The organism is Paenibacillus sp. NPDC058174, from assembly GCF_042883865.1.
Lineage (GTDB): Bacteria > Bacillota > Bacilli > Paenibacillales > Paenibacillaceae > Pristimantibacillus.
Map to the genome: position 1 here is coordinate 1,675,306 of NZ_JBHVUY010000001.1, position 19,880 is coordinate 1,695,185.

18 protein-coding genes are annotated in these 19,880 nt (G+C 51.7%); 7 read left to right on the plus strand and 11 right to left on the minus strand.

The window, feature by feature from the left end:
• Positions 1–78 precede the first annotated feature (78 nt).
• From ACFVVF_RS07710 to ACFVVF_RS07720, 3 genes are all read left to right on the plus strand, one after another.
• Positions 79–876 carry a YitT family protein gene (locus tag ACFVVF_RS07710; RefSeq protein WP_387808902.1) on the plus strand — a complete coding sequence of 266 codons (798 nt, stop codon included), beginning with the start codon at positions 79–81 and terminating at the stop codon, positions 874–876.
• A 161-nt stretch (positions 877–1,037) separates the two neighbouring features.
• Positions 1,038–1,226 (plus strand): hypothetical protein, encoded by a 189-nt coding sequence (locus ACFVVF_RS07715; RefSeq protein ID WP_081735189.1) that lies wholly within the window; start codon positions 1,038–1,040, stop codon positions 1,224–1,226.
• Between the two features lie 199 nt (positions 1,227–1,425).
• The gene (locus ACFVVF_RS07720; protein ID WP_387806875.1) at positions 1,426–2,613 is read left to right on the plus strand and encodes a putative glycoside hydrolase; all 1,188 of its coding nucleotides are present in this window, start codon (positions 1,426–1,428) and stop codon (positions 2,611–2,613) included.
• Between the two features lie 62 nt (positions 2,614–2,675).
• Here ACFVVF_RS07720 and ACFVVF_RS07725 read toward each other — a convergent pair whose 3' ends face one another.
• The 6 genes from ACFVVF_RS07725 to ACFVVF_RS07750 form a co-directional block, all read right to left on the minus strand.
• Positions 2,676–3,779, minus strand: a complete 1,104-nt coding sequence (locus tag ACFVVF_RS07725) for a sensor histidine kinase (protein ID WP_387806876.1) — start codon at positions 3,777–3,779, stop codon at positions 2,676–2,678.
• Entirely contained in the window at positions 3,776–4,453 is a 678-nt protein-coding gene (locus ACFVVF_RS07730; RefSeq protein ID WP_387806878.1) for a response regulator transcription factor, read from the minus strand. Before ACFVVF_RS07730 ends, ACFVVF_RS07725 begins: the two co-directional genes overlap by 4 nt.
• 26 nt (positions 4,454–4,479) lie before the next feature.
• A complete protein-coding gene (locus tag ACFVVF_RS07735; RefSeq protein ID WP_387806880.1) occupies positions 4,480–6,243 on the minus strand; it encodes an ABC transporter ATP-binding protein in 1,764 nt (587 codons plus the stop codon).
• 149 nt (positions 6,244–6,392) lie between these two features.
• Positions 6,393–7,361 carry a 6-phosphofructokinase gene (gene pfkA, locus ACFVVF_RS07740; RefSeq protein WP_387806882.1) on the minus strand — a complete coding sequence of 323 codons (969 nt, stop codon included), beginning with the start codon at positions 7,359–7,361 and terminating at the stop codon, positions 6,393–6,395.
• Positions 7,362–7,393: 32 nt separating this feature from the next.
• Positions 7,394–8,476, minus strand: coding sequence for a tetraprenyl-beta-curcumene synthase family protein (locus tag ACFVVF_RS07745; RefSeq protein ID WP_387806884.1), 1,083 nt, complete (start codon positions 8,474–8,476; stop codon positions 7,394–7,396).
• 19 nt (positions 8,477–8,495) lie between these two features.
• Positions 8,496–8,816, minus strand: coding sequence for a hypothetical protein (locus ACFVVF_RS07750; RefSeq protein WP_387806885.1), 321 nt, complete (start codon positions 8,814–8,816; stop codon positions 8,496–8,498).
• A 117-nt stretch (positions 8,817–8,933) separates the two neighbouring features.
• Between ACFVVF_RS07750 and ACFVVF_RS07755 the strand changes: the two genes are divergently transcribed.
• Entirely contained in the window at positions 8,934–10,139 is a 1,206-nt protein-coding gene (locus ACFVVF_RS07755) for an MFS transporter (RefSeq protein ID WP_387806887.1), read from the plus strand.
• Positions 10,140–10,890: 751 nt separating this feature from the next.
• Here the strand turns inward: ACFVVF_RS07755 and ACFVVF_RS07760 are convergent.
• The gene (locus ACFVVF_RS07760; RefSeq protein WP_387806889.1) at positions 10,891–11,598 is read right to left on the minus strand and encodes a class I SAM-dependent methyltransferase; all 708 of its coding nucleotides are present in this window, start codon (positions 11,596–11,598) and stop codon (positions 10,891–10,893) included.
• 198 nt (positions 11,599–11,796) lie between these two features.
• Between ACFVVF_RS07760 and ACFVVF_RS07765 the strand changes: the two genes are divergently transcribed.
• The 3 genes from ACFVVF_RS07765 to pepF all read left to right on the plus strand — a co-directional run bounded on the left by ACFVVF_RS07765 (position 11,797) and on the right by pepF (position 14,312).
• Positions 11,797–12,030, plus strand: coding sequence for a hypothetical protein (locus ACFVVF_RS07765; RefSeq protein ID WP_387806891.1), 234 nt, complete (start codon positions 11,797–11,799; stop codon positions 12,028–12,030).
• A gap of 113 nt (positions 12,031–12,143) precedes the next feature.
• Positions 12,144–12,326 carry a hypothetical protein gene (locus ACFVVF_RS07770; RefSeq protein ID WP_042162866.1) on the plus strand — a complete coding sequence of 61 codons (183 nt, stop codon included), beginning with the start codon at positions 12,144–12,146 and terminating at the stop codon, positions 12,324–12,326.
• Positions 12,327–12,521: 195 nt separating this feature from the next.
• Positions 12,522–14,312, plus strand: coding sequence for an oligoendopeptidase F (gene pepF / locus ACFVVF_RS07775; RefSeq protein WP_387808905.1), 1,791 nt, complete (start codon positions 12,522–12,524; stop codon positions 14,310–14,312).
• Between the two features lie 595 nt (positions 14,313–14,907).
• Here the strand turns inward: pepF and ACFVVF_RS07780 are convergent.
• The 4 genes from ACFVVF_RS07780 to hemG all read right to left on the minus strand — a co-directional run bounded on the left by ACFVVF_RS07780 (position 14,908) and on the right by hemG (position 19,812).
• Positions 14,908–15,768 (minus strand): DUF92 domain-containing protein, encoded by an 861-nt coding sequence (locus ACFVVF_RS07780; protein WP_387806892.1) that lies wholly within the window; start codon positions 15,766–15,768, stop codon positions 14,908–14,910.
• Positions 15,769–16,098: 330 nt separating this feature from the next.
• Positions 16,099–16,857: a glycerophosphodiester phosphodiesterase gene (locus tag ACFVVF_RS07785; RefSeq protein WP_387806894.1), complete on the minus strand. Its 759-nt coding sequence runs from the start codon at positions 16,855–16,857 to the stop codon at positions 16,099–16,101.
• 27 nt (positions 16,858–16,884) lie between these two features.
• The gene (locus ACFVVF_RS07790) at positions 16,885–18,279 is read right to left on the minus strand and encodes a CapA family protein (protein WP_387806896.1); all 1,395 of its coding nucleotides are present in this window, start codon (positions 18,277–18,279) and stop codon (positions 16,885–16,887) included.
• A gap of 66 nt (positions 18,280–18,345) precedes the next feature.
• On the minus strand, positions 18,346–19,812 hold the full coding sequence (gene hemG / locus ACFVVF_RS07795) for a protoporphyrinogen oxidase (RefSeq protein ID WP_387806898.1): 1,467 nt from the start codon (positions 19,810–19,812) through the stop codon (positions 18,346–18,348).
• Positions 19,813–19,880 lie beyond the last annotated feature (68 nt).

The window sequence follows — 19,880 nt, forward strand, 5'->3', positions numbered from 1 at the left end:
TCATCCGCATAAGCCATTTTCAAGGAGTAGGTTGCTGTGAAAAAAAATATTCGTATTAATATTTTCGCTGCTTTCGCGATGGTTGTTGGATCGCTGCTTATCGCCGCAGGCTTTAATCTATTCCTTATCCCCCATCAATTGCTAAGCGGCGGATTATCCGGCGTTGCAATGATGATCGGTTACATTACTGGAGGCAATATCGGCTGGCTTTATCTGCTGCTCAATCTCCCTGTGCTGGTATGGGGATGGTTCGTCGTCGGGCGCAGATTTATAATATGGAGTCTCCTCACCGTTATTATTTCCACGATGTTCATGCAGATTATCCCTGCCTCCCCCATCGCTGACGATGTCGTGCTGGGCGCCGTATTCGGCGGCATCCTGGTAGGCTTCGGAACCGGCATGACACTCCGTTACGGCGGCTCTTCCGGCGGCTTCGACATTATCGCCTCCATCGTAACGCGGAGGCGTGACCTGCCGATCGGCATGATCATCTTTACGCTCAACGGCGTTGTTATTGCTGCTCTTGTTCTTTTCACCAAGGATTGGAACTCAGCCCTATACTCGCTTCTCGCCATCTATACCGCAGGAAAACTCGTCGATATTATCCATGTCCGCCACATCAAGGTGACGGCGTTCATCGTTACGAACAAAACCGAAGAGCTGATTCGCAGGCTCCTCGCCCATCCGAGAGGAATTACGATCATTAAGACACGCGGCGCGTATTCAGATACCGAACGGGATATGCTGATGACCGTCAGGACACGCTATGAGTTAGAGGAGTTGCGGAAGACGATTGTCTCAATCGACCCGAAAGCTTTCGTCAACATCGTGGAGACCGTAGGCGTAGTCGGAGATTTTTCCAAACCGAAGGAATAGCGGTCATTAGAGCGGAGCGCATATGGACAGATATGGATTCATATACATATCCCTATGTTTTTATATGCGATGCTGTTATAATGTGGTTATCCCGTTCGTTTAAGTTTCTTGCCATATGATTTGCCCTTAAACTATCATGAAAGGGTGATGCTCAGGTGGATATGGAAACCGTCACATTGTCGCAGATTGTGGAAAAACTTGCGCCCGAGCTCAGTTCCTTCCTGACAAAGCGCGAACTGGCAATCAACATCGTGCTGAGGGACGGACTTGCTGTTCTAGAGCCGGCGGATGCGATGGAGATCGTGCAGCACAGCATTTGCGAGCATCAAAGAGATGCTTGGCTTCAATGACAGTACGGGTAATTACGATTTGGCATAAAAGTGAGCCTGCTGATTCCTATCAGCGGGCTTTTTTGTTCCGGCTCAACGGACATCGCAAAATTAGAAACAATTGGTCAGCTTAAAAATGGAGCCATTCTAAAAAAATAAGTGTCATAAGAACGTTTCTGCTTTATAATCTGGGAAGAATAGCTAGCGGGGAGAGAACGTAATGGACATCTTTTTTTCTACAATGATGTTAATGTATAGTCTCATGACAGGCACCGGGGAAGAAAATGCCGCCGCGGGCCATGTTGCAGCTTCCATGCTCAACGCCGCAGCCGGACAAACTATCGTCGAAACCGCCTTTGCCGGAAACGTAACGCCTGTTCTGCCGGCCGGCGGCAAGAAACAAGATCCTCAGCCGGATGCGCCCGTCGTCAAGGGCATTTATGTCACCGCCCACAGCGCTGGAGGGGCCAGAATGGAATCTCTGCTCAAGCTGGTCGACGATACGGACTTAAACACGATGGTTATTGACATCAAAGACGATAACGGGTACATAACTTATCCTACGCAAACGCCAGAGCTGCTGGAAAAAGGAACACCGCAAAAATATATTAAAGACATCGGCGCCCTGATGGATTCGCTGAAGCAGCATCACATTTATCCGATCGCCCGGATTGTAGTGTTCAAGGATACGGCACTGGCGCGCAAGCAGCCGGAGCTAAGCTTCCTTCATAGCGACGGCACCATATGGAAAAACGGGCGAGGCGAAAGCTTCGTCAATCCGTACCGCGAGGAAGTATGGAAATACAATGTCGATATTGCCAAGGAAGCCGCCCGGCTGGGCTTTAAGGAAATCCAGTTCGATTACGTCCGCTTCCCGGAGGGCTTTGAGAAAAAAGCCGAGTCTCTCCAATTCGACAAATCCGAGGACAGCCGCGTAAATGTCGTGGCCGGGTTCGTCAAATATGCGCGTGAGCAGCTCGAGCCGCTTGGCGTACGTGTATCGGTCGATATTTTCGGCTATGCGGCCTCTGTTCCAGCCGCTGAAGGTATCGGTCAGGATTTTGTCAAAATCTCGAATGACGTTCACGTCATCTCGCCGATGATCTATCCGAGCCATTACAGCACGGGCTGGTTCAAGCAAACAGACCCTGACAAGAGCCCTTATGCAACAATTAAGGGTGCGATGGTCGATACGCATAAGAAACTAGATCCCATCGGCAAGGAAAAGCCGATTATCCGGCCTTGGATTCAAGATTTCACTGCAAGCTGGCTTGGCAAAGGCCATTATGTGAAATACGGAAAAACGGAAGTCGAGGCGCAGATCAAGGCGCTGGAAGACTCCGGAGTCAAAGAGTATTTGCTTTGGAATGCCGGCAATAAATATTCGCCTGGCGTCGACTACAAATAAAAACAAAGAAACCGCCTGGCTGCATAATGAAATGCACCGGCGGTTTCTTTTATACCCAACATTTATATGCTCCCTTGCATCTTGACTGGCGGCAGCGTCACGATAAACACCGTTCCCTTGCCGACTTCGCTCTTGACCTGGATGCCGCCGCTGTGCAAATCGACGATCTTCTTCACAAGCGACAGTCCCAGCCCGCTTCCTCCTGCTTTATAGTTCCGCGACTTATCCGCCTTATAGAAGCGCTGGAAGATCAGCTCCAGATTATCCGAATGGATGCCGATGCCCGTATCGTGAATCTCGAATACGGCAGTCTCTCCTTCCGACTGACGGAGCCTGATGTCAATGATTCCGCCCTCCGGCGTGAACTTTATGCTGTTGCTGATCAAGTTGATCCAGACTTGGCTGAGCAAGTCTTCATCTGCCGTTACGAACGTTTCGTCCAGATCGACATTCATTTCAATCGATTTCTGCCCCCATTGCGGCTCGCAAGCCAAAATAAGCGTGCCTAATTGCCGGTCCAGCCGGTAACGCTTCGGCTCGAACGGATGCTTATCTGATTCCAGCGAAGTCAGCTTCAACAGATTGTCGCTCAGCTTCGACAGCCGGTCGCTTTCGCTCTCGATGATGCGCAAATAGTCATTCCGTGTCTCCTGCGTCAGCGTCCCGCTTTGCAAGGCGCGGGCAAACCCGCTGATTGAGGTAAGCGGCGATTGGATTTCATGCGAGACATCGGAAATGAAACCCTGCCGCATCTGCTCCATCTCATCCAGCTCGACGGCCATATGATTGATTTCCCGCATAATGTTTTGAAACGGTCCGCGATCCTGATTGCCGATCTCGAGCCTCACCTTGAAATCACCTTTGGCGATTCTTCGCATCGCCTCCGTCAGCGACTGGCTTATTTCCACATGACGGGACCGGACAAAAATCGCAATGATTTGGGTCAGCCCGAACAATAAAATGAGGCCCAGCAGCAAATTGATCATTTGCGCCACATATTGCGACGGCCGCCAATTCGTCCATTCATATATAAAGTGGCTGCCGAAATAGACGAGGGTCCAGCTGCCTACGATAGCGCTAAACATCGTCAGCACGGCCATAACGGCTTTTAAGACCTGCCACCAGCGTTTGTCCCTTAGTTTATCCCTTAGCCGCTTCCACCTCATTCTGCCGCCTCCAGCCGGTAGCCTAGCCCCCGTATGGTGACGATACGGAAGCCATGCTCCGATTCCTGGAATCGCTCGCGCAGTCGGTTAATGTGCACGTCCAGCGTCCGTTCATTTCCTTCAAAGTCATAGCCCCAGATCGATTCGATCAATTGGCCTCTGGAGAACGATTGCCCGGAGTAGCTCGCAAGCTTGAACAGCAGCTCAAACTCTTTCATGGGCAGCGTGAACGACTCGCCATTCACAGTTACCATATGGGAGGCGCGGTTGAGTGTCAATGCACCTGCCTGAACGGTCTGTGACGAGGCGATCCGGTAACGCTTAAGCAAAGCTTTGACGCGGGCGATCAATTCCAGCGGTTCGAAGGGCTTCACCAAATAATCATCCGCTCCCAGATCAAAGCCTTTCAGCTTCTGGGACGTCTCCCCTTTGGCCGTCAGCATCAGCCTTGGCATATCGCTGTAATGGACGCTGAGCTGCCTGCACAGCTCCCAGCCGTCCATCTCGGGCATCATCACGTCGATAATGATCAGATCCGCATTGACCGACTCCAGCAGCTCCAGCGCTTCTACTCCGTTAGCAGCTTCCGATACAACAAATCCCTCCGCCTGCAAAAAATGCTTCACTAACTGACGAATATGATCATCGTCGTCTACAACCGCGATTCTGACCATCGCTCTCCACTCTCCTTTGCCAGCAGTTACACCTGCTCCAGAATGCGCAGCTGCTGATTCGCGAATTCTCTATACAGCTCATGGGAATGCAGCAGCTCCTCATGCGTGCCTCTTCCTGTAATGGTGCCCTTTTCTACAAACAGAATCTGATCGGCATCCACAACTGTCGACAGACGGTGGGCAATAACAAGCGTTGTGCGTCCATCCATTAAATTGTCAAGCGCCTGCTGAACGACAACTTCGGATTTGCTGTCTAGGCTTGAGGTCGCTTCGTCCAGCATCAGAATGCTGGGATCACGCAGCAGCGCTCTGGCAATCGCAATCCGCTGGCGCTGGCCGCCTGACAGCTTAATGCCCCGTTCGCCAACTTCGGTCTCATACTTCTCCGGCAGCTCTTCAATAAAGATATCGGCATATGCCATCCGGGCTGCATGAAAAATTTCCGCATCCGAGATTTCCCGGCTCGATCCGTAGGTCAGATTATCCCGAATCGTACCGGCAATTAATGGACTCTCCTGCGATACATAGCCGATATGGCTTCTCCAAGAATCAAGCGACAGGTCATAAATGCTTTTACCGCCAATCTTAATGGCACCCTGCTGCGGCTCGTAAAATCGCTCCAGCAGCGAGAACATCGTAGTCTTGCCGCCGCCGCTTGGGCCGACGATCGCTGTTACTTTGCCCGGCTGCAGCGTAAAATTAATATCGTTCAATACAGCATCATTATCACCGTAAGCAAACGACACCTTCTCGATTGCAATCGGCTGCCGCGAATTTACAAGCGGATCTCCGTGATGGATAGGCTCCTCTTCAGAATCCAGCGTCTCGATGATTCGCTCTGTAGCCCCTACCGCTTTATTCATTTGCGTGACGAAAGAAGAAATTTGGTTGATCGGCATCACAATTTGAATCAGATAGAGAATGAACGCCACGAGATCCCCGGCTGTCAATTCTCCGGCAGATACCCGCATACCGCCGTAACCGATAATCAGTACCAGCATCCCCATCATAACCAGTCCGATAAGCGGCGATATAAAGGCCATCAGCTTGCCTTCCCGGATCCCCATTTGAAGCAGCTTCATAATGGAGCCTTTTCCTCGTTCATACTCCAGCGGCTCCGCATTGGACGCTTTAACGAGCCGGATTTCCGACAACGCCTGGTTCAAATTAGAGGTGAAGGTTGCGGTCTCATCCTGAAGTGACTTCGAGAGCTTCATAATCATACGTCCGATTGGCAGCATCACAGCTAATACGAGCGGCACAGCCAGCAGCATGATCAGCGTCATTTTCCAGTCGAGCAGCACCATAATAACGATCGCACCGATAATCGAAATAATGCCGTTAAAAAATCCGGTCATATGCTCCGTAATAAGTCCTTTGACAATGGCAGTATCATTAGTGACGCGGCTGATTGTATCGCCTGTACGATGCTTGTCATAATAAGGAATCGCCAGCGTGAGCAGCTTCTTCCACAGCCGGTCCCGCAGCTTCGCGACTACCGTCTGTCCAATCCGGCTTAGCAGATAGATTGATACACCGGCAGCAGCCGCTTGCCCCAGAAAGGCTGCACCTAGAATGACAATCTGACCCGTGCTTATACTTGTTAGCGTAAAGCTGTCGACTACATTTTTCGTAAATAGGGGAACGACCAGCCCAACCAAGGTGGACACGATGCTAAGGGCCAGCGCAACGCCCAGCATCCATTTCGAAGGCTTCGTCTCCCAGATCATTCGCAGAAACGGCTTCCAGCTCCCCGGCTTCTTTTTATCGGTTTTCATTCCAGATTCCATAGGTTTCTCCACTCCTTATCTCTGTCTCTGAACAGAAGAGTACCTCTCTATTATAAACTGGATATAAACAAAACTTTAATTCGGGCAAAAAGCGACAATAAAAAACGCCGGAGCATCCGGCTCCGGCGTTCTAGCATTCCATTATCGTTTTATTGGGAGAGACGAAGCGCCAGTTCATACATTTCCATGTTGAACGGTTTTTTCGAATTAACAACTGTATCGATGTCCGTCGTAATCAGATCGCCGCGTACGATGCCGCAAGCTTTGCCGGAATCGCCCGCCATCAATTGATGAACGGCGAAATCGCCCAGCCGGCTTGCAAGGATACGGTCTGCTGCTGTCGGAGCGCCGCCGCGCTGGATATGGCCAAGTACCGTAACACGAGGCTCCAGGCCGCAGCCGTCCAGTATCTCGCTGGCTACCGTCTCGCCTTTGCCTGCGCCTTCTGCAACGACAACGATGCTGTGGCGTTTGCCTTTGTCGAAGTTTGCCTTCATTCTTTCCGACACTTCTTTCGAATCATAAGGAACTTCCGGAACGATGATCGTCTCCGCGCCGCTTGCAAGACCGGCGTACAGAGCGATATCGCCGCAATGGCGTCCCATAACCTCTACGACCGAGGAACGTTCGTGCGAAGACATCGTATCGCGGATTTTGTTAATTGCATCTACTACGATACTTACAGCAGTATCGAAACCGATCGTGAAATCGGTAAATGGAATGTCATTATCGATCGTTCCCGGCAAGCCCATCGTCTTGATGCCAAGCTTGCTCAGCTTGTTCGCGCCTTGATAGGAGCCGTCGCCGCCGATTACGACCAGACCGTCGATTCCGCGGTTGCGAAGCACCTCTGCGCCGCGCTGCTGGCCTTCTGCCGTCGTGAACTCTTTGCAGCGGGCCGTTTGCAAAATCGTACCACCGCGCTGAATGATGTCACCTACACTGCGAAGATCCATTGGACGCAGGTCGTCGTTGATCAGGCCCTGATAACCGCGTTGAACGCCGTAAACTTCAATTCCGTTGAAAAGAGCGCTCCGCACAACTGCGCGGACTGCGGCGTTCATTCCTTGGGAATCGCCGCCACTCGTTAATACTGCAATCGATTTTACTGCTGACATGATACATTCCTCCAAAACGATAATAATTATATCTAAGCCTGTTGTTTTCGAATCCAAATGCTGTTGATCAAAAAAAACAAGCGGGTAAGCGGGCTGTTCTTCATCAGCTTGCGGGTTACGCGCATCACATCGGACTGCGTCTTCACTTTCGGGTCCGACAAATACAGCGCCAGCAAGCCTTCGATGACGAGACGATGAAATCTCGGAGCCGGAAGCTGCTGCACATCCTCACGGGCCTTGCTTGCGATCCATCCGATGCGATCGACAAGCAAGCTGCTGCTCTCGTAGTAATTGCAGAAATTCAAATCGCCTCCGGCCTTGTCCTCCTCCTGATCGATCAAATAATCGAGCAGGATATGAAGACTGCAGACATGCGGGAAATAAATGCGCCGAATGGAATCGGCATCAGAGGCGGAAAGCCCGTCTCCGCTCGCCGCCAGAAACAGCATGAACATGCCTAGCGTGGAGCCCGTAGCAGCGGCAAATTCATTCCAGCGCAAATGCGGATAACGACTTTCATGCTCATGCCACCAAGCCAGCAATTCCGTTTCCCTCAAGTCTTTGCGAATATGCTTGTACACCTGCAGGTCGCTATAAAGACCAACCAGCTCGCTTACAACACGCTGTACGCTGCCGTAGGACGGGAGCAGCGCGACGTTCCGCTGACAGACAAGGACAAGATGCCGCAAATAGCCGCCGTCGTCCTTTTCCTTGCGCAAGGCGTAGTAATCCTTCGGCTCGGCCGCAGGATCTACCGCATCCAGCATCGACTGATGCAGCAGGCGAAAATCATCCGGATCAAGCGAGGTGCTGCGATCGCACAGATTGTCCAGATAATCGCTGATCGTCTGCAGCGCCACGATAAGCGGGATCAGAATGTGCCGCTGCTCCAGATTGGCGCAAGCGTACACGGCTCCTCCCTGGCAATGAAACTTCTTGCCCGCCAAGCTGTCGAGCGCCTGCGTACGGAGTTCTCCATCGGGTATCCGTTCCGCCATGGCCCGCAGCTTGCTCAGCTCGTTCTCAACCTCAGGCAGTATGTACTTATAGACGCGATACATCAGCTTCAAAGGGCTTTGAGGCACCTGGCTGCCTGATAGTGTCGTAATAAGCATGATGTGCCCTCCTCGTTGATCATGACGGAGACAGAGGCGTCTCCAGTTCCTGACTGACCCGGTACCAGATCTGCAAATCATTGATCCGGCTGGCCAATTCGGCGATGTCCGAGTTAATTCGGCAGGACTCCGGAAAGCTGTCCTCTTCGAACAATTCGTTTTGCTTGACGCGGATGACTCTCTCCAGCTCCATGATCCGATCCGGAATCGTTCCGCGTATAAGCTCCCATCGCTCTACTATATCAGCCTGTTCGGCGCCATCGTACAGCTCCCAATCCTGTTCCATCACAGGGAGCGGGATGCGCAGCCGTTCATTCCACTGAAACCGATACTTCCCCACGATAAAACCTCCAAACATAAATGTACCATTTCACCAAACAATAATCCAGCAGTTCATGCTATACTAAATAAAATCATAACACGGAATTACGAGACAGATATGGAGTGAAGGGTACCGATGGACCAAGCAGAATCTAGCGATACGAGCAATTCAAATTCCAAGCGAAGCTCCTCTGCAAGACGGGAGACGACTGCGCTTCGCGGCTTCAGCTTCGCAGCCTATTCCACACAAGCGCTGCTGGTCTCTTATATCCCTTTATACTTTATGGACCGGGGCTTCTCCGAGCATCAAATTGGCATTATTTACGCAACAGGACCATTCATATCAATCTTCGCCAATGTGCTGCTTGGCTGGGCCAGCGATAGATTTCAAACGATCAAAAAGCTGCTTACCTTGCTGCTATTTGGACAGCTCGCCATGCTTTCGCTGCTTTTCCCGGTGGAGCATTTCGCTGTCATTTGCCTGGTGATGACGGCCTTTTATTTTTTCCAGACGCCGATCAACCCGCTTAGCGACAGTCTGGTCTTGCTTTCCAGCCAATATACGGGAACGCCCTATGCGTTGATCCGGATTTTCGGCTCGCTTGGCTTCGCCTCTTCAGCGTACGCCTTCGGGCTGCTGCTGAAAGCGGTCGGCTCCGAATGGACGCTGCCAATTGGTCTGGCAACCATTACGATTACGATCATCCTCTCGTTCTTCATTCGGGATTATCGGACCAGCTCGCGAAAAATCGAGTTTTCCGGCTTTTTTCAGCTCATGCGCAAGCCGCAGGTCGTGGTTTTCTTCTTCGTCCTGCTGCTCGTATCGATCTCGCACCGGATGTACGAGGGCTTTCTCGCCATCACGCTGCGCCAGCTGGGAGCAAGCGATTCGCTGGTTGGACTGGCCTGGCTGATGTCGGCCGCGAGTGAAATACCGATTCTGTTCCTGCTCGGCAAGTATGGACACCGCTTCAAGGAGCTTCCGCTGCTTGCCATTGCCAGCATCATGTACGCCGTTCGCATGTGGATGCTCGGCGAGCTGGACGATCCGCGCTGGGTTGTGGCTACCCAACTGATGCACAGCATCACGTTTGGCATCTACTTCTCTACCGCGCTGCGCTATATATCCCAGCTCATTCCCGACGAATTCCGCTCCTCGGGGCAGGCGGTATACGCCGTCGTCTGGACCGGCTTGGCCGGGTTTATAAGCGGGACGGCGGGCGGTTACATCTTCGAGCAGTTCGGGCGCAGCTCTTTCTTCCACACCGCCTCCCTGCTCGCCGTGTTGGCCGCGCTGGGCTTTCTAGGGCAGTATTACTATACGCGGAGCTCAACAGCTTAGTGATGAGAGTTACTTAAACGAAAGAGCCCCTGGACGCTGCCTTTGGAAGGCGGCGGTCAGGGGCTTTTGTGTTTGTTGTGAGGCAGGCTGACGCGGGCAGGAATTTTGCGGCCGTCATACAACGGGCAGTTACGTGCGCCGGCTGGCCATTGTCATCAAACTGTGAGGCACGGGTTTTGAAGTAACTGCAGTAGTTAAAACAGTTGCTATTTTCTTAGATAGAAACACATTCTAGCTCCTAAACGGCTCACTTCTGGCCGACCTGCTGCACACAGATTTACTTCTGTTTGGAACAAAATGCAAAAGTGCATTTTAAATCTGCTTATGTGGCCTGAAATGCCGATCAAAATGTAAAAGTACATGTCGAATGGGTCGAAATGACCCAAATCCGGCCAATTCGGCTAAACAAAATGCACTTTTGCATTTTGAAGCGGAAAAGTGAGCATTTTCAGCGAATCAGCATGTACTTTTACATTTTGAGGGATGGCAGGGGACCAAGCAGGTTCCTCGGATGCTGCCTGCTTATTACTTAATTGACCAGTTGCAGCTGCTTGATAGCACTTTACTCACTGGGTTGTCAGATAATCGTTATGGACCGTTGAGCATCATGCCTGGCATACATGAGCTCGCTTAAATACGCCTCGCATCTGCCCTCTCTATCTATCGGTAGAAAGAGTTGGCGAAGATATCCTAATATACAGCAAAGAGCTTCCGATTATCGGAAGCTCTTTGCTGGTACAGCTATTATTCTCTATTCCAATATCGTAATCCGTAAAAATTCAGTGGAGCCGGGTATAAACGGCAATTGTGAAGGCAGCCGGTCAGCCTTGCCGCCAGCCCCCTCTATAGCTGTTATTAGCTCATTTAATGCTTCAAACCGGTCCCACTTGAGCGACAGAAGCGGGTAAATCCGAACCTGTCCGCCCGGCTTGCACACGCGCATTAATTCCAATATCGCTTGCTTATGAAATTCGAAGCCGAATTGCTCGGCATATAGAAATAAGAAATGACTGCAAGTAACAAGCGAAAATGTGCTGCTCGCGAACGGCAGCTGTGGCAGTGCCCCGCCGAAATAGCAGTTTTTTCCCTCATTGCTTCTCAAATGATTGGCGAACAGCTCCAGTGAAGATTCCCTTCCCGCACGGTGGCGTTCAAGACTTCCATAATAGCTCCAATCGAATGATGAATCCAGCTTAGCAAGCTTGGCTGTAGAAACGCCGATCTCTTCCAATGCTTCTGCGATCCATTGTTCAGCATCGGGCTGCTGGTATCGCGGATCCACTGCGAATGCTTCGATTCCCCTTCTTCGGGCTTCTGCCGTAAAGGAAGAACCTCCTGACGCCACATCCAGCACTTTACCTGCTTGCAGGTCCTCTTCGTTCAAATCAAACATGCGGACGTACTCGTCATAGCCGCGGCAAGTCATCGCCACGCCAATTTGTTCGTAATGCTGATTCATACCTAACACTCTCCTCATCTCAGCTCTTCTCGACTCATCTTTTCCCAGCAAAGCTCTCCTTGCCGGAAATTTTACTGCTATTTAGCAGATTATACCTATATTACTACCGATGCTTATTGATTTCCACCCTCCTTTTTGGCTATGATGAGAACAATCCGTTTTTTCAAGCAGGAGGCGGATAGAAAGGTGGGCATACAGATGTTCAAAAAACACGAAATATACAAAACCGATAAATACAATATGCTGACTGTCGAGGTTCAAGGCAAGACGCTGATCGTACGGGAAATTTCCGATCAATGGGGCGAGGAATGCCATACGTTCGTCAGCCGTCCGGAAATGCTCCACTGGGCAGAAAATCGTTTCAAGCCGGCAAGCTATGAGGGCCGCGAAGAAGAGCGCGAAGCAATTATTGCCGCTTTTAAATCGGTATAGGCAGTCCATGTTTCACTGCGGCCCCTTCCCTGCAGGGAGGAAATAAAAGGGTTTGCGGCGAACATAACGATACAACGGTCCGCATACGACAATACAGGAGGTATACGCCGCCGATGGATTTTTCAGCAACGATTATTTTTGTCATCGCATCATTTGTGCTGGGCGCCGTTGTCTTTATGAAGCGCGAGTCGATCGCCCCTCAATTCAGACGCAGCTTGGCGCTCATTTCGATCGCATTTATCGCTTTTTCATTCTTTCTAGTCGTCTATAGCTTATTTACGATGGGACAGGAGTAATAGGGGGCGTGCCGGACATACTAGGACAAACTGTGTTCTAGAGGTGACCGCACGATGAAATGGCTTCCCGTCCTATTGGCGTTAAGTTTGACGCCGGGCTCCGCAGCGGCAGAGCTTGCCGCTCAGCCCGCAACGCATGCTGCAAATGAAGGGCATGCATACCGCTCTACGATATCCGTTCCGAGGAGGAGTTCGATGAATCACGTACCGAAACGTTCCGAAACCGCAGTGGAAAACCGCTGGAAGCTGGAAGACTTGTTTAAGGATCAGGCAGCATGGGACAAAGAGTATGCCGAAGCGAAAAGCTTAATCAAAAAAGCAGGCGCTTTCGAAGGCAAGCTTGCCGATGCCAAGCAGCTTAAAGCCTGCTTCGAGCTTGAAGATCAGCTTTCCCTTCATGTAGAACGGCTTTATGTATATGCGAATATGAAGCATCATGAGGACACGGCGGAGCCCGCCTACCAGGCGCTATCCGACAAATCCAAAAAAATTAGCGTTGAGACTGGCGAAGCGCTGTCTTTTGTAACACCGGAAGTGTTGTCGTTATCCGACGAGCAGCTTGATGCGTTTATCGCTGATCCCGAGCTGGCGATCTACCGCCACACACTGGAAGAAATGCGCCGCCAGAAAGCACATGTACTGTCCAAAAGCGAAGAAGCGCTGATGGCTCAGGTCGGCAACGTGAGCTCGGCTCCTGGTACGATTTTCAGCATTCTCAACAATGCCGACTTGAAGTTCCCGAAGGTGAAAAACGAAAAGGGCGAAGAAATCGAGCTGACGCAAGGCCGTTATATTCAATTTCTGGAGAGTAAAAATCGTGAGGTACGGCAAAACGCGTTTACAGCGATGTACGATACATACGGCAAGCTAAAAAACACGCTCGCGACGACGCTGAACGCCAACATTACGAAAAATATTTTTTACGCGCGTGCCCGCAAATACCCGTCAGCATTGGAGATGTCGCTCTATGGCGACAACATTCCGCAAACGGTTTATACGAATTTGATCGATACGATTCATAAGCATTTGCCGCTTATGCACCGCTATATGAATCTTCGTAAAAAACTGCTGGGCGTTGACGAGCTTCATATGTATGACCTGTTCGCCCCGCTCGTGGACGAATTCGATATGGATATCACGTTCGATGAAGCAAAAGCAACGGTCAAAGAAAGCTTGAAACCGCTGGGCGAAGACTATTTGGCTGTTCTGCAGGACGGCTTCGACAACGGCTGGATCGACGTGTATGAGAACGAAGGCAAACGCAGCGGCGCTTACAGCTGGGGAGCTTTCGGCACGCACCCTTACGTGCTGCTGAATCATAAGGACAACTTGAACAGCATGTTTACGCTGACGCATGAGATGGGCCACGCCCTCCACTCGTACTATTCCGATACGAACCAGAATTACCGCGATGCGCAGTATACCATTTTCTTGGCTGAGGTTGCTTCTACGCTGAATGAAGCGCTGCTGATGGATTACCTGCTGAGCAGGTCGACTGATCCGAAGGAGAAAATGTACCTGTTGACGTACTATGCCGATCAATTCCGGACGACGGTGTTCCGTCAGACGATGTTCGGCGAGTTCGAAAAAATCGTGCATGAACGGACGGAGCAAGGCGAGTCGCTTACGCCGCAAGAGCTGAGCAAAATCTACTACGATCTGAACGTGCTGTATTACGGCAAGGATATGGTCGTGGACAAAGATATCGAGATGGAATGGGCGCGTATCCCGCATTTCTACACCAGCTTCTACGTGTACAAATACGCGACAGGCTTCTCAGCTGCAACAAGCTTCTCCAAGCAAATTTTGGAGGAGGGCGCTCCGGCAGTGGATCGTTACCTCGGCTTCCTGAAAAGCGGCGGCAGCGACTTCTCGATCAACATTCTCAAGAAGGCCGGCGTAGACATGTCCTCGCCTGAGCCGATCGAGCAGGCGATGAGCGTGTTCGAAAGCTTGATTGAGCAAATGGAGCAATTGACGAAATAACGCAAGTGAACAGGCGTCGGAACAGGATAATTTCCTGCTCCGACGCTTTTTTTGTGCGGGAGGCCTGGTAAGACCCTGCGAGGGTCTTAACTCATGAGAGGATGACATATTTTGAGCGGTTAAGACCCCCGCAGGGTCTTATGCAAGTAAAACAGCCAATCTACTGGCGCTTTTCATGCCAGTTTGGGTAGATTAAGACCCTGCGAGGGTCTTAACTCATTAGAGGATGACACACTCTGAGCGGTTAAGACCTTGGCAGGGTCTTATGCAAGTAAAACAGCCTATCTACTGGCGCTTTTGTTGCCAGTTTGGGTAGGTTAAGACCCTGCGAGGGTCTTAATTCATGAGAGAACGACACTTTTTGAGCGGTTAAGACCCTTGTAGGGTCTTATACAAGTAAAACAGCTGATTTTCTGGTGCTTTTGTTGCCAGTTTGGGTAGGTTAAGACTCTGCGAGGGTCTTAACTCAAGAGAGGATGATACACTCTGAGCGGTTAAAACCCTGGCAAGGTCTTAAATAATGTGAAAGCAGGCGACACAGACGCAAAAAGGCCCAGTCAGGATTTCCATTAATCCTGACTGGGCCTTTTAAACGCTAGAGCAGCAGCATGCCTAGCGCCCAACCGATCGCACCGGCGAGCAGCGACGACAGAAGGTTTACCCTGTCGTTGTTCAGCCAAGCGAAGCCGCGCACTCGCTCGGCGGCGGCGCCGCAATGGACGCCGCGCTCGGTATCGCTGCCGCATACCCGGCAGCGGTACATGGCCTGGCCGGTCGCGCCCAGCAGCGAGTCCGCGAAGCAGCCGGCCAGGCCGGCGGCCGCGGCGGCTGCGACTAGCGCCGCCGCGCCGCCCCATGCGCCCGCAGCAGGGCCAACGTGCTGCTGCTGGAGCGCCAGCAGCGCTGCCGCGACGCCGCCGATCAGGGCGGCGCCTGCAAGCGCTGCTGCGGAGCCGAGCAGCGTTACCGCGCCGCTCGTGCCCGCTGGCACTGCCTTGCCGCTCATGATCGAGCGCGGCGCGGACTTGCTCAGGGCGCCGATCTCGGTCGCCCATGTATCCGCATTAACGGCGGCCATCACGCCGATATAGGCGTAAAGCCAGCCCGGCGACGGCAGCCATGCATCTGCTGCGCAGAGCAGCAGGCCAACGCCGCCGTTAGCCCATACCTGGCCGGCATCGCGGCGGCCGGTTTTCTCATAATTAGCTTCTGCCTTCACCTTGGCGCGGTGACGCTTTTTCCACTTCGACCATAGCGTCGAAGTGACGAAAAAAGCGATCAGACAGCCGAACCATACCGGCTCTCCCAATGTAACGAAGCCTGTCCCCATCACAACTGCCGACAAGGCCCCAGAGCCCGACAACGAGCGGAATCGATAGGCTGCAAGGGCAATCAAGCCGCTGCCTATTAATCCGGCCAACGCCCTGAGCCACCATTCTTCGATCCATCCAACCATCTTTCCCGCCCCTTTAGCTCCATTATCCCAATAAACAAAAACAACTCAAAAACATATAAGTTCACATTCTATACTCGTACTTATACTAGCAATAATCTTTAAACTTACAGCGTATTTAGTTTCATTTGGTACATTTCACGGAAAGAATATACGTCATTTCATAATCCAAACTTTGTTAGGTGCTGTCGTTTCGAAATTTAGTCGGATATACAAGAACGCAGCCCGTTCTCTTTTCATCAATCATGAAAAAGTCAGGTAAAGGTGCGACCAGCATCATCCGACACTGCTTGCATCTAATTTCACTTCTTGCATCCGCACTCACCTACATCCTTAACGCCGAGCCCCATCATCAATCGACAACATCGCATTCCGCCAGCGGTCCGGATGATTTGTGCAAATAATGATGCCGGGGTCCAGCATGGCGATCTTGCGGATGCTGCGCTCGTCGTTAATCGTCCACGCCATAATCTGTATGCCTGCCGCTTGCAAACGGTTGACCCTGTCTTTTGTAAGCCGGCCATAATCGATCGATAAAAAATCCGAGCCGATCTGCTTCAGCTCCTCTGGCAGCGAATCCCGCCATCCGTCCAAAATAAAGCCGGTGCGCAGGTCGCCTTCCGACAGCTGATGCATCCGGTGCAGGGTACCGAAATGGAAGGACGTAATGACGACGCTATCCTCCATCCGGTAATCTCTTACCAGCTTCAAAACCTGCTCCTCAATATAAGGATAACGGATGCCGTCCGTTTTCAGCTCGATATTCAACCGGCATTTGCCTGATACGGATACAGCTTGCAGCACCGCTTCCAGCGTAGGAATCCGCTCGTTGCGATACAGCGGGGAGAACCAGCCTCCAGCATCCAGTTTCGCCAACTCCGCAGCCGTCCAGTCGCGTATTTGCCCTTTTCCGTTCGTCGTTCTGCGAAGCTTATAATCGTGGATGACGACCGGAATATGATCCTTGGACAGCTGCACATCAATTTCAATCCACTCGATATCCGGCTCGCTCAGCGCCATCTGTATGGAGGCCATCGTGTTCTCTGGCGCCCTGCCTGACCAGCCCCTGTGCGCTGCGCACGGGTTGTTCATTCTCCTCGATCACCCTTTCGGCACCGGTCACTCGGAGACAAGCGTACCGTCCTTGCGCAGCTTCACCTTGAACGAAATGGAAGTCAAACGATCAATAAGCGCCTGCGCTTGATTCTCTTCCATCGGCTTCGGCTGCGCTTGATCCGCATACATCGGATGGAACTGCAGATCGCAATCCCCTTTTGCCGTACACGTCGCGTCAAGCACGCCCGTCTCTCCGGATTTTCCTTTTGGATACACGCTAAAAATAAAATTGCCCAAGCTATACGCTATCCATTTGCCTTTATATTTTTCAAATCCTTGCAGTACATGAGGATGGCTCCCGATCACGAGGTCCGCACCGGAATCAATATATTCACGGGCGAAATTCCGCTGGTATTGTTCCGGCGTATCCATACGTTCTTTTCCCCAGTGAACCATCACGACCACCAGATCAGCCTGTTCCTTCGCTTTTGCTATTGCAGCTTTTGCCCTTGTTGTATCGTAGGTTTCGGCAACGCCCGGCGTATTTTTATCCGCTTTCCAGGACGTCTTCGGTACGACACGGCTCAGCCCAATATATGCAATTTTGATGCCGCGTGATTCTTTAATGACAGGTGTAAAAGCCTCAGTGTCATCTTTGCCTGCACCAATATGGGAGATACCCGCTTCGTCCAGATGCGACATTGTATCAAAAAGTCCCTTTATTCCATGGTCCAGCGTATGATTGTTCGCCAGATTAACGACATCAAAGCCTGCATCACGGAGTGCCGGAAGCGCGAGCGGAGAACCCTTGAATACAAATTCCTTATCGTCAGCAGGGGTTCCTCCTTCGGTGACTGGATACTCGAGATTGCCTGCCGTAATGTCCGGCTCACTCAAATAAAGCAGTGATTTCGCATAAGGAAAATCATAGCCGTATCGCTTCAGCTGATCTTCGACCGAGGAAGCCAGCAAGATATCTCCGACAAATGCCAATCTGATCTTTTCGCCGCTGTTGCTGCCGCTTTCTCCGCCATTGCTGCTGCCATTATTGCCTTTGCTGCCGTTATCGCTGCTTCCAGCCGATCCCGGCTCATTTTTATCAGGAGCCTCGCCTTCAGACTCGCCGCCAGCAGAACCTTCATCTTCATCCTGCGGCTTCCCTTCGGCAGCTTCCCCGTCCTTGCCGGGTGCTTCATTCTCCTCCTGCACGGAATTGCCCTCGCCTTTGCTGCCTTTATCGACAACAGCTGCTCCGCCGTCAGAGGATTTAATTTCGGTGCCGTTGCCGCCAAAGCTCAGCAAATCGCCAATAGAACCGGCATTTTTCAGCGAAAGCCCGACGCCAACTAACACGATAATTGCTCCAAGGAGCATTAAATTAACCGCAAGCAGCCGCCGGCGCTTTTTCTTGCGTTTGCGCTTTTCATGCTGATGGGATTCGGAACGTGATATGTACATGGAATGGCTCCTTTTTAAAGAAAGTCTTTTCCATTATAACAAGGTTCCTGTTGGATTGCTAAATAATCATAGTGCGGACAGCGCAGAAAAAGCAGCTTCTTTTCCCTGACGAATACAATCAGGCAGCCCTACTCCTCCGAAGGCGGCTCCCGTCACGTATACGCCCGGCAATTCCTTCGCCATCGATTCTCTTAGCCCGGCAATGTTGCCCAAATGACCCACCGGATATTGCGGCATCGAGCGGGGCAAACGGGTAATTTCCGTAAAAATCGGCTTCGCTGTAATGCCCATCGACTTCTCTATATCTTCAAGCACCGCTTGCTTCAGCTCGTCATCCGGCAGCTTGGCCGCTTCCTCATCGCCGGAACGGCCGACATAGCAGCGAAGCAGCACCTTATCATCCGGGCTCGTATGGAGCCACTTTGTAGAAGTCCAAGTGCAAGCTGTAATACGCAGCCCTTCGGATCGCGGTACAAGAAAGCCCGACCCTGCAAAGTCAATGCCAAAGGTCGCTTTATCAAACGCCATTACGACATTGGCTACCGTGACGTAATCGACTGCATGCAGAGCAGCTGCATTGACATGCGGCTCCAAAAGTGACGCTGCGTTAAAGCCTTGCGTCGTAATAATAACCCCGTCTGCAGCGATCCGTTCACCCGATGCGAGCACGATTTCATAGCGGGCTTCCTCTGACTTCTCGTCTTTCCTGTCCTTTTTCACGAGAGCCGTCACTGTCTCTCCTAATCTGCGCTCAGCCCCTGCAAGTGCCTTGTCCAAGGCATCTACCAAAGAGGATAATCCCTTCTTAAAGCTTAAAAAGGCGCTCCCCTTGAGCTCCTCCGATAAGCCTTCCGGCCAAGCAGGCTGTGCACCTTTGCCTTTGTTCTGCTGCTGATGCTGCGTGCCGCGAATCAAGCTGCCGTGCTGACGCTCCGCTTCGGCAAATTGCGGGAAGGTCGCTTGAATGCTGAGCTTGCTCAAATTGCCTGCATAAATGCCGGCAAGCAGCGGCTCCGTCACATGCTGAACGATTTCCTGCCCAAGCCGCCGCGACAGAAAGCCGCCCAGCGACTCATCGCCTTCCGGCGCCTCACCCGGCATTTCCAAATCCTTCAAAGCGCGGTGTTTGCCTTCCTCCGACACCAAGCCGCTTGCCATAAAAGCCTCAATATCAGTTGGAATGCCCAGCACTAGCCCTTTCGGCATCGGGTGAAGCTTGCCTTCTTTCATTATAAAAGCGGTTTTGCCGCTTTGGTTTTGCGCTGTTAATTCATCCTCCATGCCAAGATCCATCGCCAGCTCGATCGTTGGCAGCTTCCGCGACAGGAAGGAATCAGGTCCTCTCTCAATGACAAAGCCGTCACGCTGCAGCGTATTGATTTTCCCGCCAAGAGAATTCGCTCCGTCGACAATCGTCAGACGCAGTGGCTTCCCCTGCCGCTCCGCTTCCCGCTGCAAATAAAAAGCGGAGCTCAGTCCGCTGATGCCCCCGCCAATAATGACAATGTGCTCAGCCTCTCCGATTCTCCGCATAGCCGTACTTCCTCTCTATACTCGTTCTTGTATGTTGTTCGTTAGCCAGAAGTGACTAGCCTCAGAGG

What these genes read in the sequence shown, in the direction of transcription:
- ACFVVF_RS07710 (WP_387808902.1), top strand. Translation starts at nt 79, where the DNA reads ATGGTTGTTGGATCGCTGCTTATCGCCGCAGGCTTTAATCTATTCCTT.
- ACFVVF_RS07715 (WP_081735189.1), top strand. Translation starts at nt 1,038, where the DNA reads ATGGAAACCGTCACATTGTCGCAGATTGTGGAAAAACTTGCGCCCGAG.
- ACFVVF_RS07720 (WP_387806875.1), top strand. Translation starts at nt 1,426, where the DNA reads ATGGACATCTTTTTTTCTACAATGATGTTAATGTATAGTCTCATGACA.
- ACFVVF_RS07725 (WP_387806876.1), bottom strand. Translation starts at nt 3,779, where the DNA reads ATGAGGTGGAAGCGGCTAAGGGATAAACTAAGGGACAAACGCTGGTGG.
- ACFVVF_RS07730 (WP_387806878.1), bottom strand. Translation starts at nt 4,453, where the DNA reads ATGGTCAGAATCGCGGTTGTAGACGACGATGATCATATTCGTCAGTTA.
- ACFVVF_RS07735 (WP_387806880.1), bottom strand. Translation starts at nt 6,243, where the DNA reads ATGGAATCTGGAATGAAAACCGATAAAAAGAAGCCGGGGAGCTGGAAG.
- pfkA (WP_387806882.1), bottom strand. Translation starts at nt 7,361, where the DNA reads ATGTCAGCAGTAAAATCGATTGCAGTATTAACGAGTGGCGGCGATTCC.
- ACFVVF_RS07745 (WP_387806884.1), bottom strand. Translation starts at nt 8,476, where the DNA reads ATGCTTATTACGACACTATCAGGCAGCCAGGTGCCTCAAAGCCCTTTG.
- ACFVVF_RS07755 (WP_387806887.1), top strand. Translation starts at nt 8,934, where the DNA reads ATGGACCAAGCAGAATCTAGCGATACGAGCAATTCAAATTCCAAGCGA.
- ACFVVF_RS07760 (WP_387806889.1), bottom strand. Translation starts at nt 11,598, where the DNA reads ATGAATCAGCATTACGAACAAATTGGCGTGGCGATGACTTGCCGCGGC.
- ACFVVF_RS07765 (WP_387806891.1), top strand. Translation starts at nt 11,797, where the DNA reads ATGTTCAAAAAACACGAAATATACAAAACCGATAAATACAATATGCTG.
- ACFVVF_RS07770 (WP_042162866.1), top strand. Translation starts at nt 12,144, where the DNA reads ATGGATTTTTCAGCAACGATTATTTTTGTCATCGCATCATTTGTGCTG.
- pepF (WP_387808905.1), top strand. Translation starts at nt 12,522, where the DNA reads ATGAATCACGTACCGAAACGTTCCGAAACCGCAGTGGAAAACCGCTGG.
- ACFVVF_RS07780 (WP_387806892.1), bottom strand. Translation starts at nt 15,768, where the DNA reads ATGGTTGGATGGATCGAAGAATGGTGGCTCAGGGCGTTGGCCGGATTA.
- ACFVVF_RS07785 (WP_387806894.1), bottom strand. Translation starts at nt 16,857, where the DNA reads ATGAACAACCCGTGCGCAGCGCACAGGGGCTGGTCAGGCAGGGCGCCA.
- ACFVVF_RS07790 (WP_387806896.1), bottom strand. Translation starts at nt 18,279, where the DNA reads ATGTACATATCACGTTCCGAATCCCATCAGCATGAAAAGCGCAAACGC.
- hemG (WP_387806898.1), bottom strand. Translation starts at nt 19,812, where the DNA reads ATGCGGAGAATCGGAGAGGCTGAGCACATTGTCATTATTGGCGGGGGC.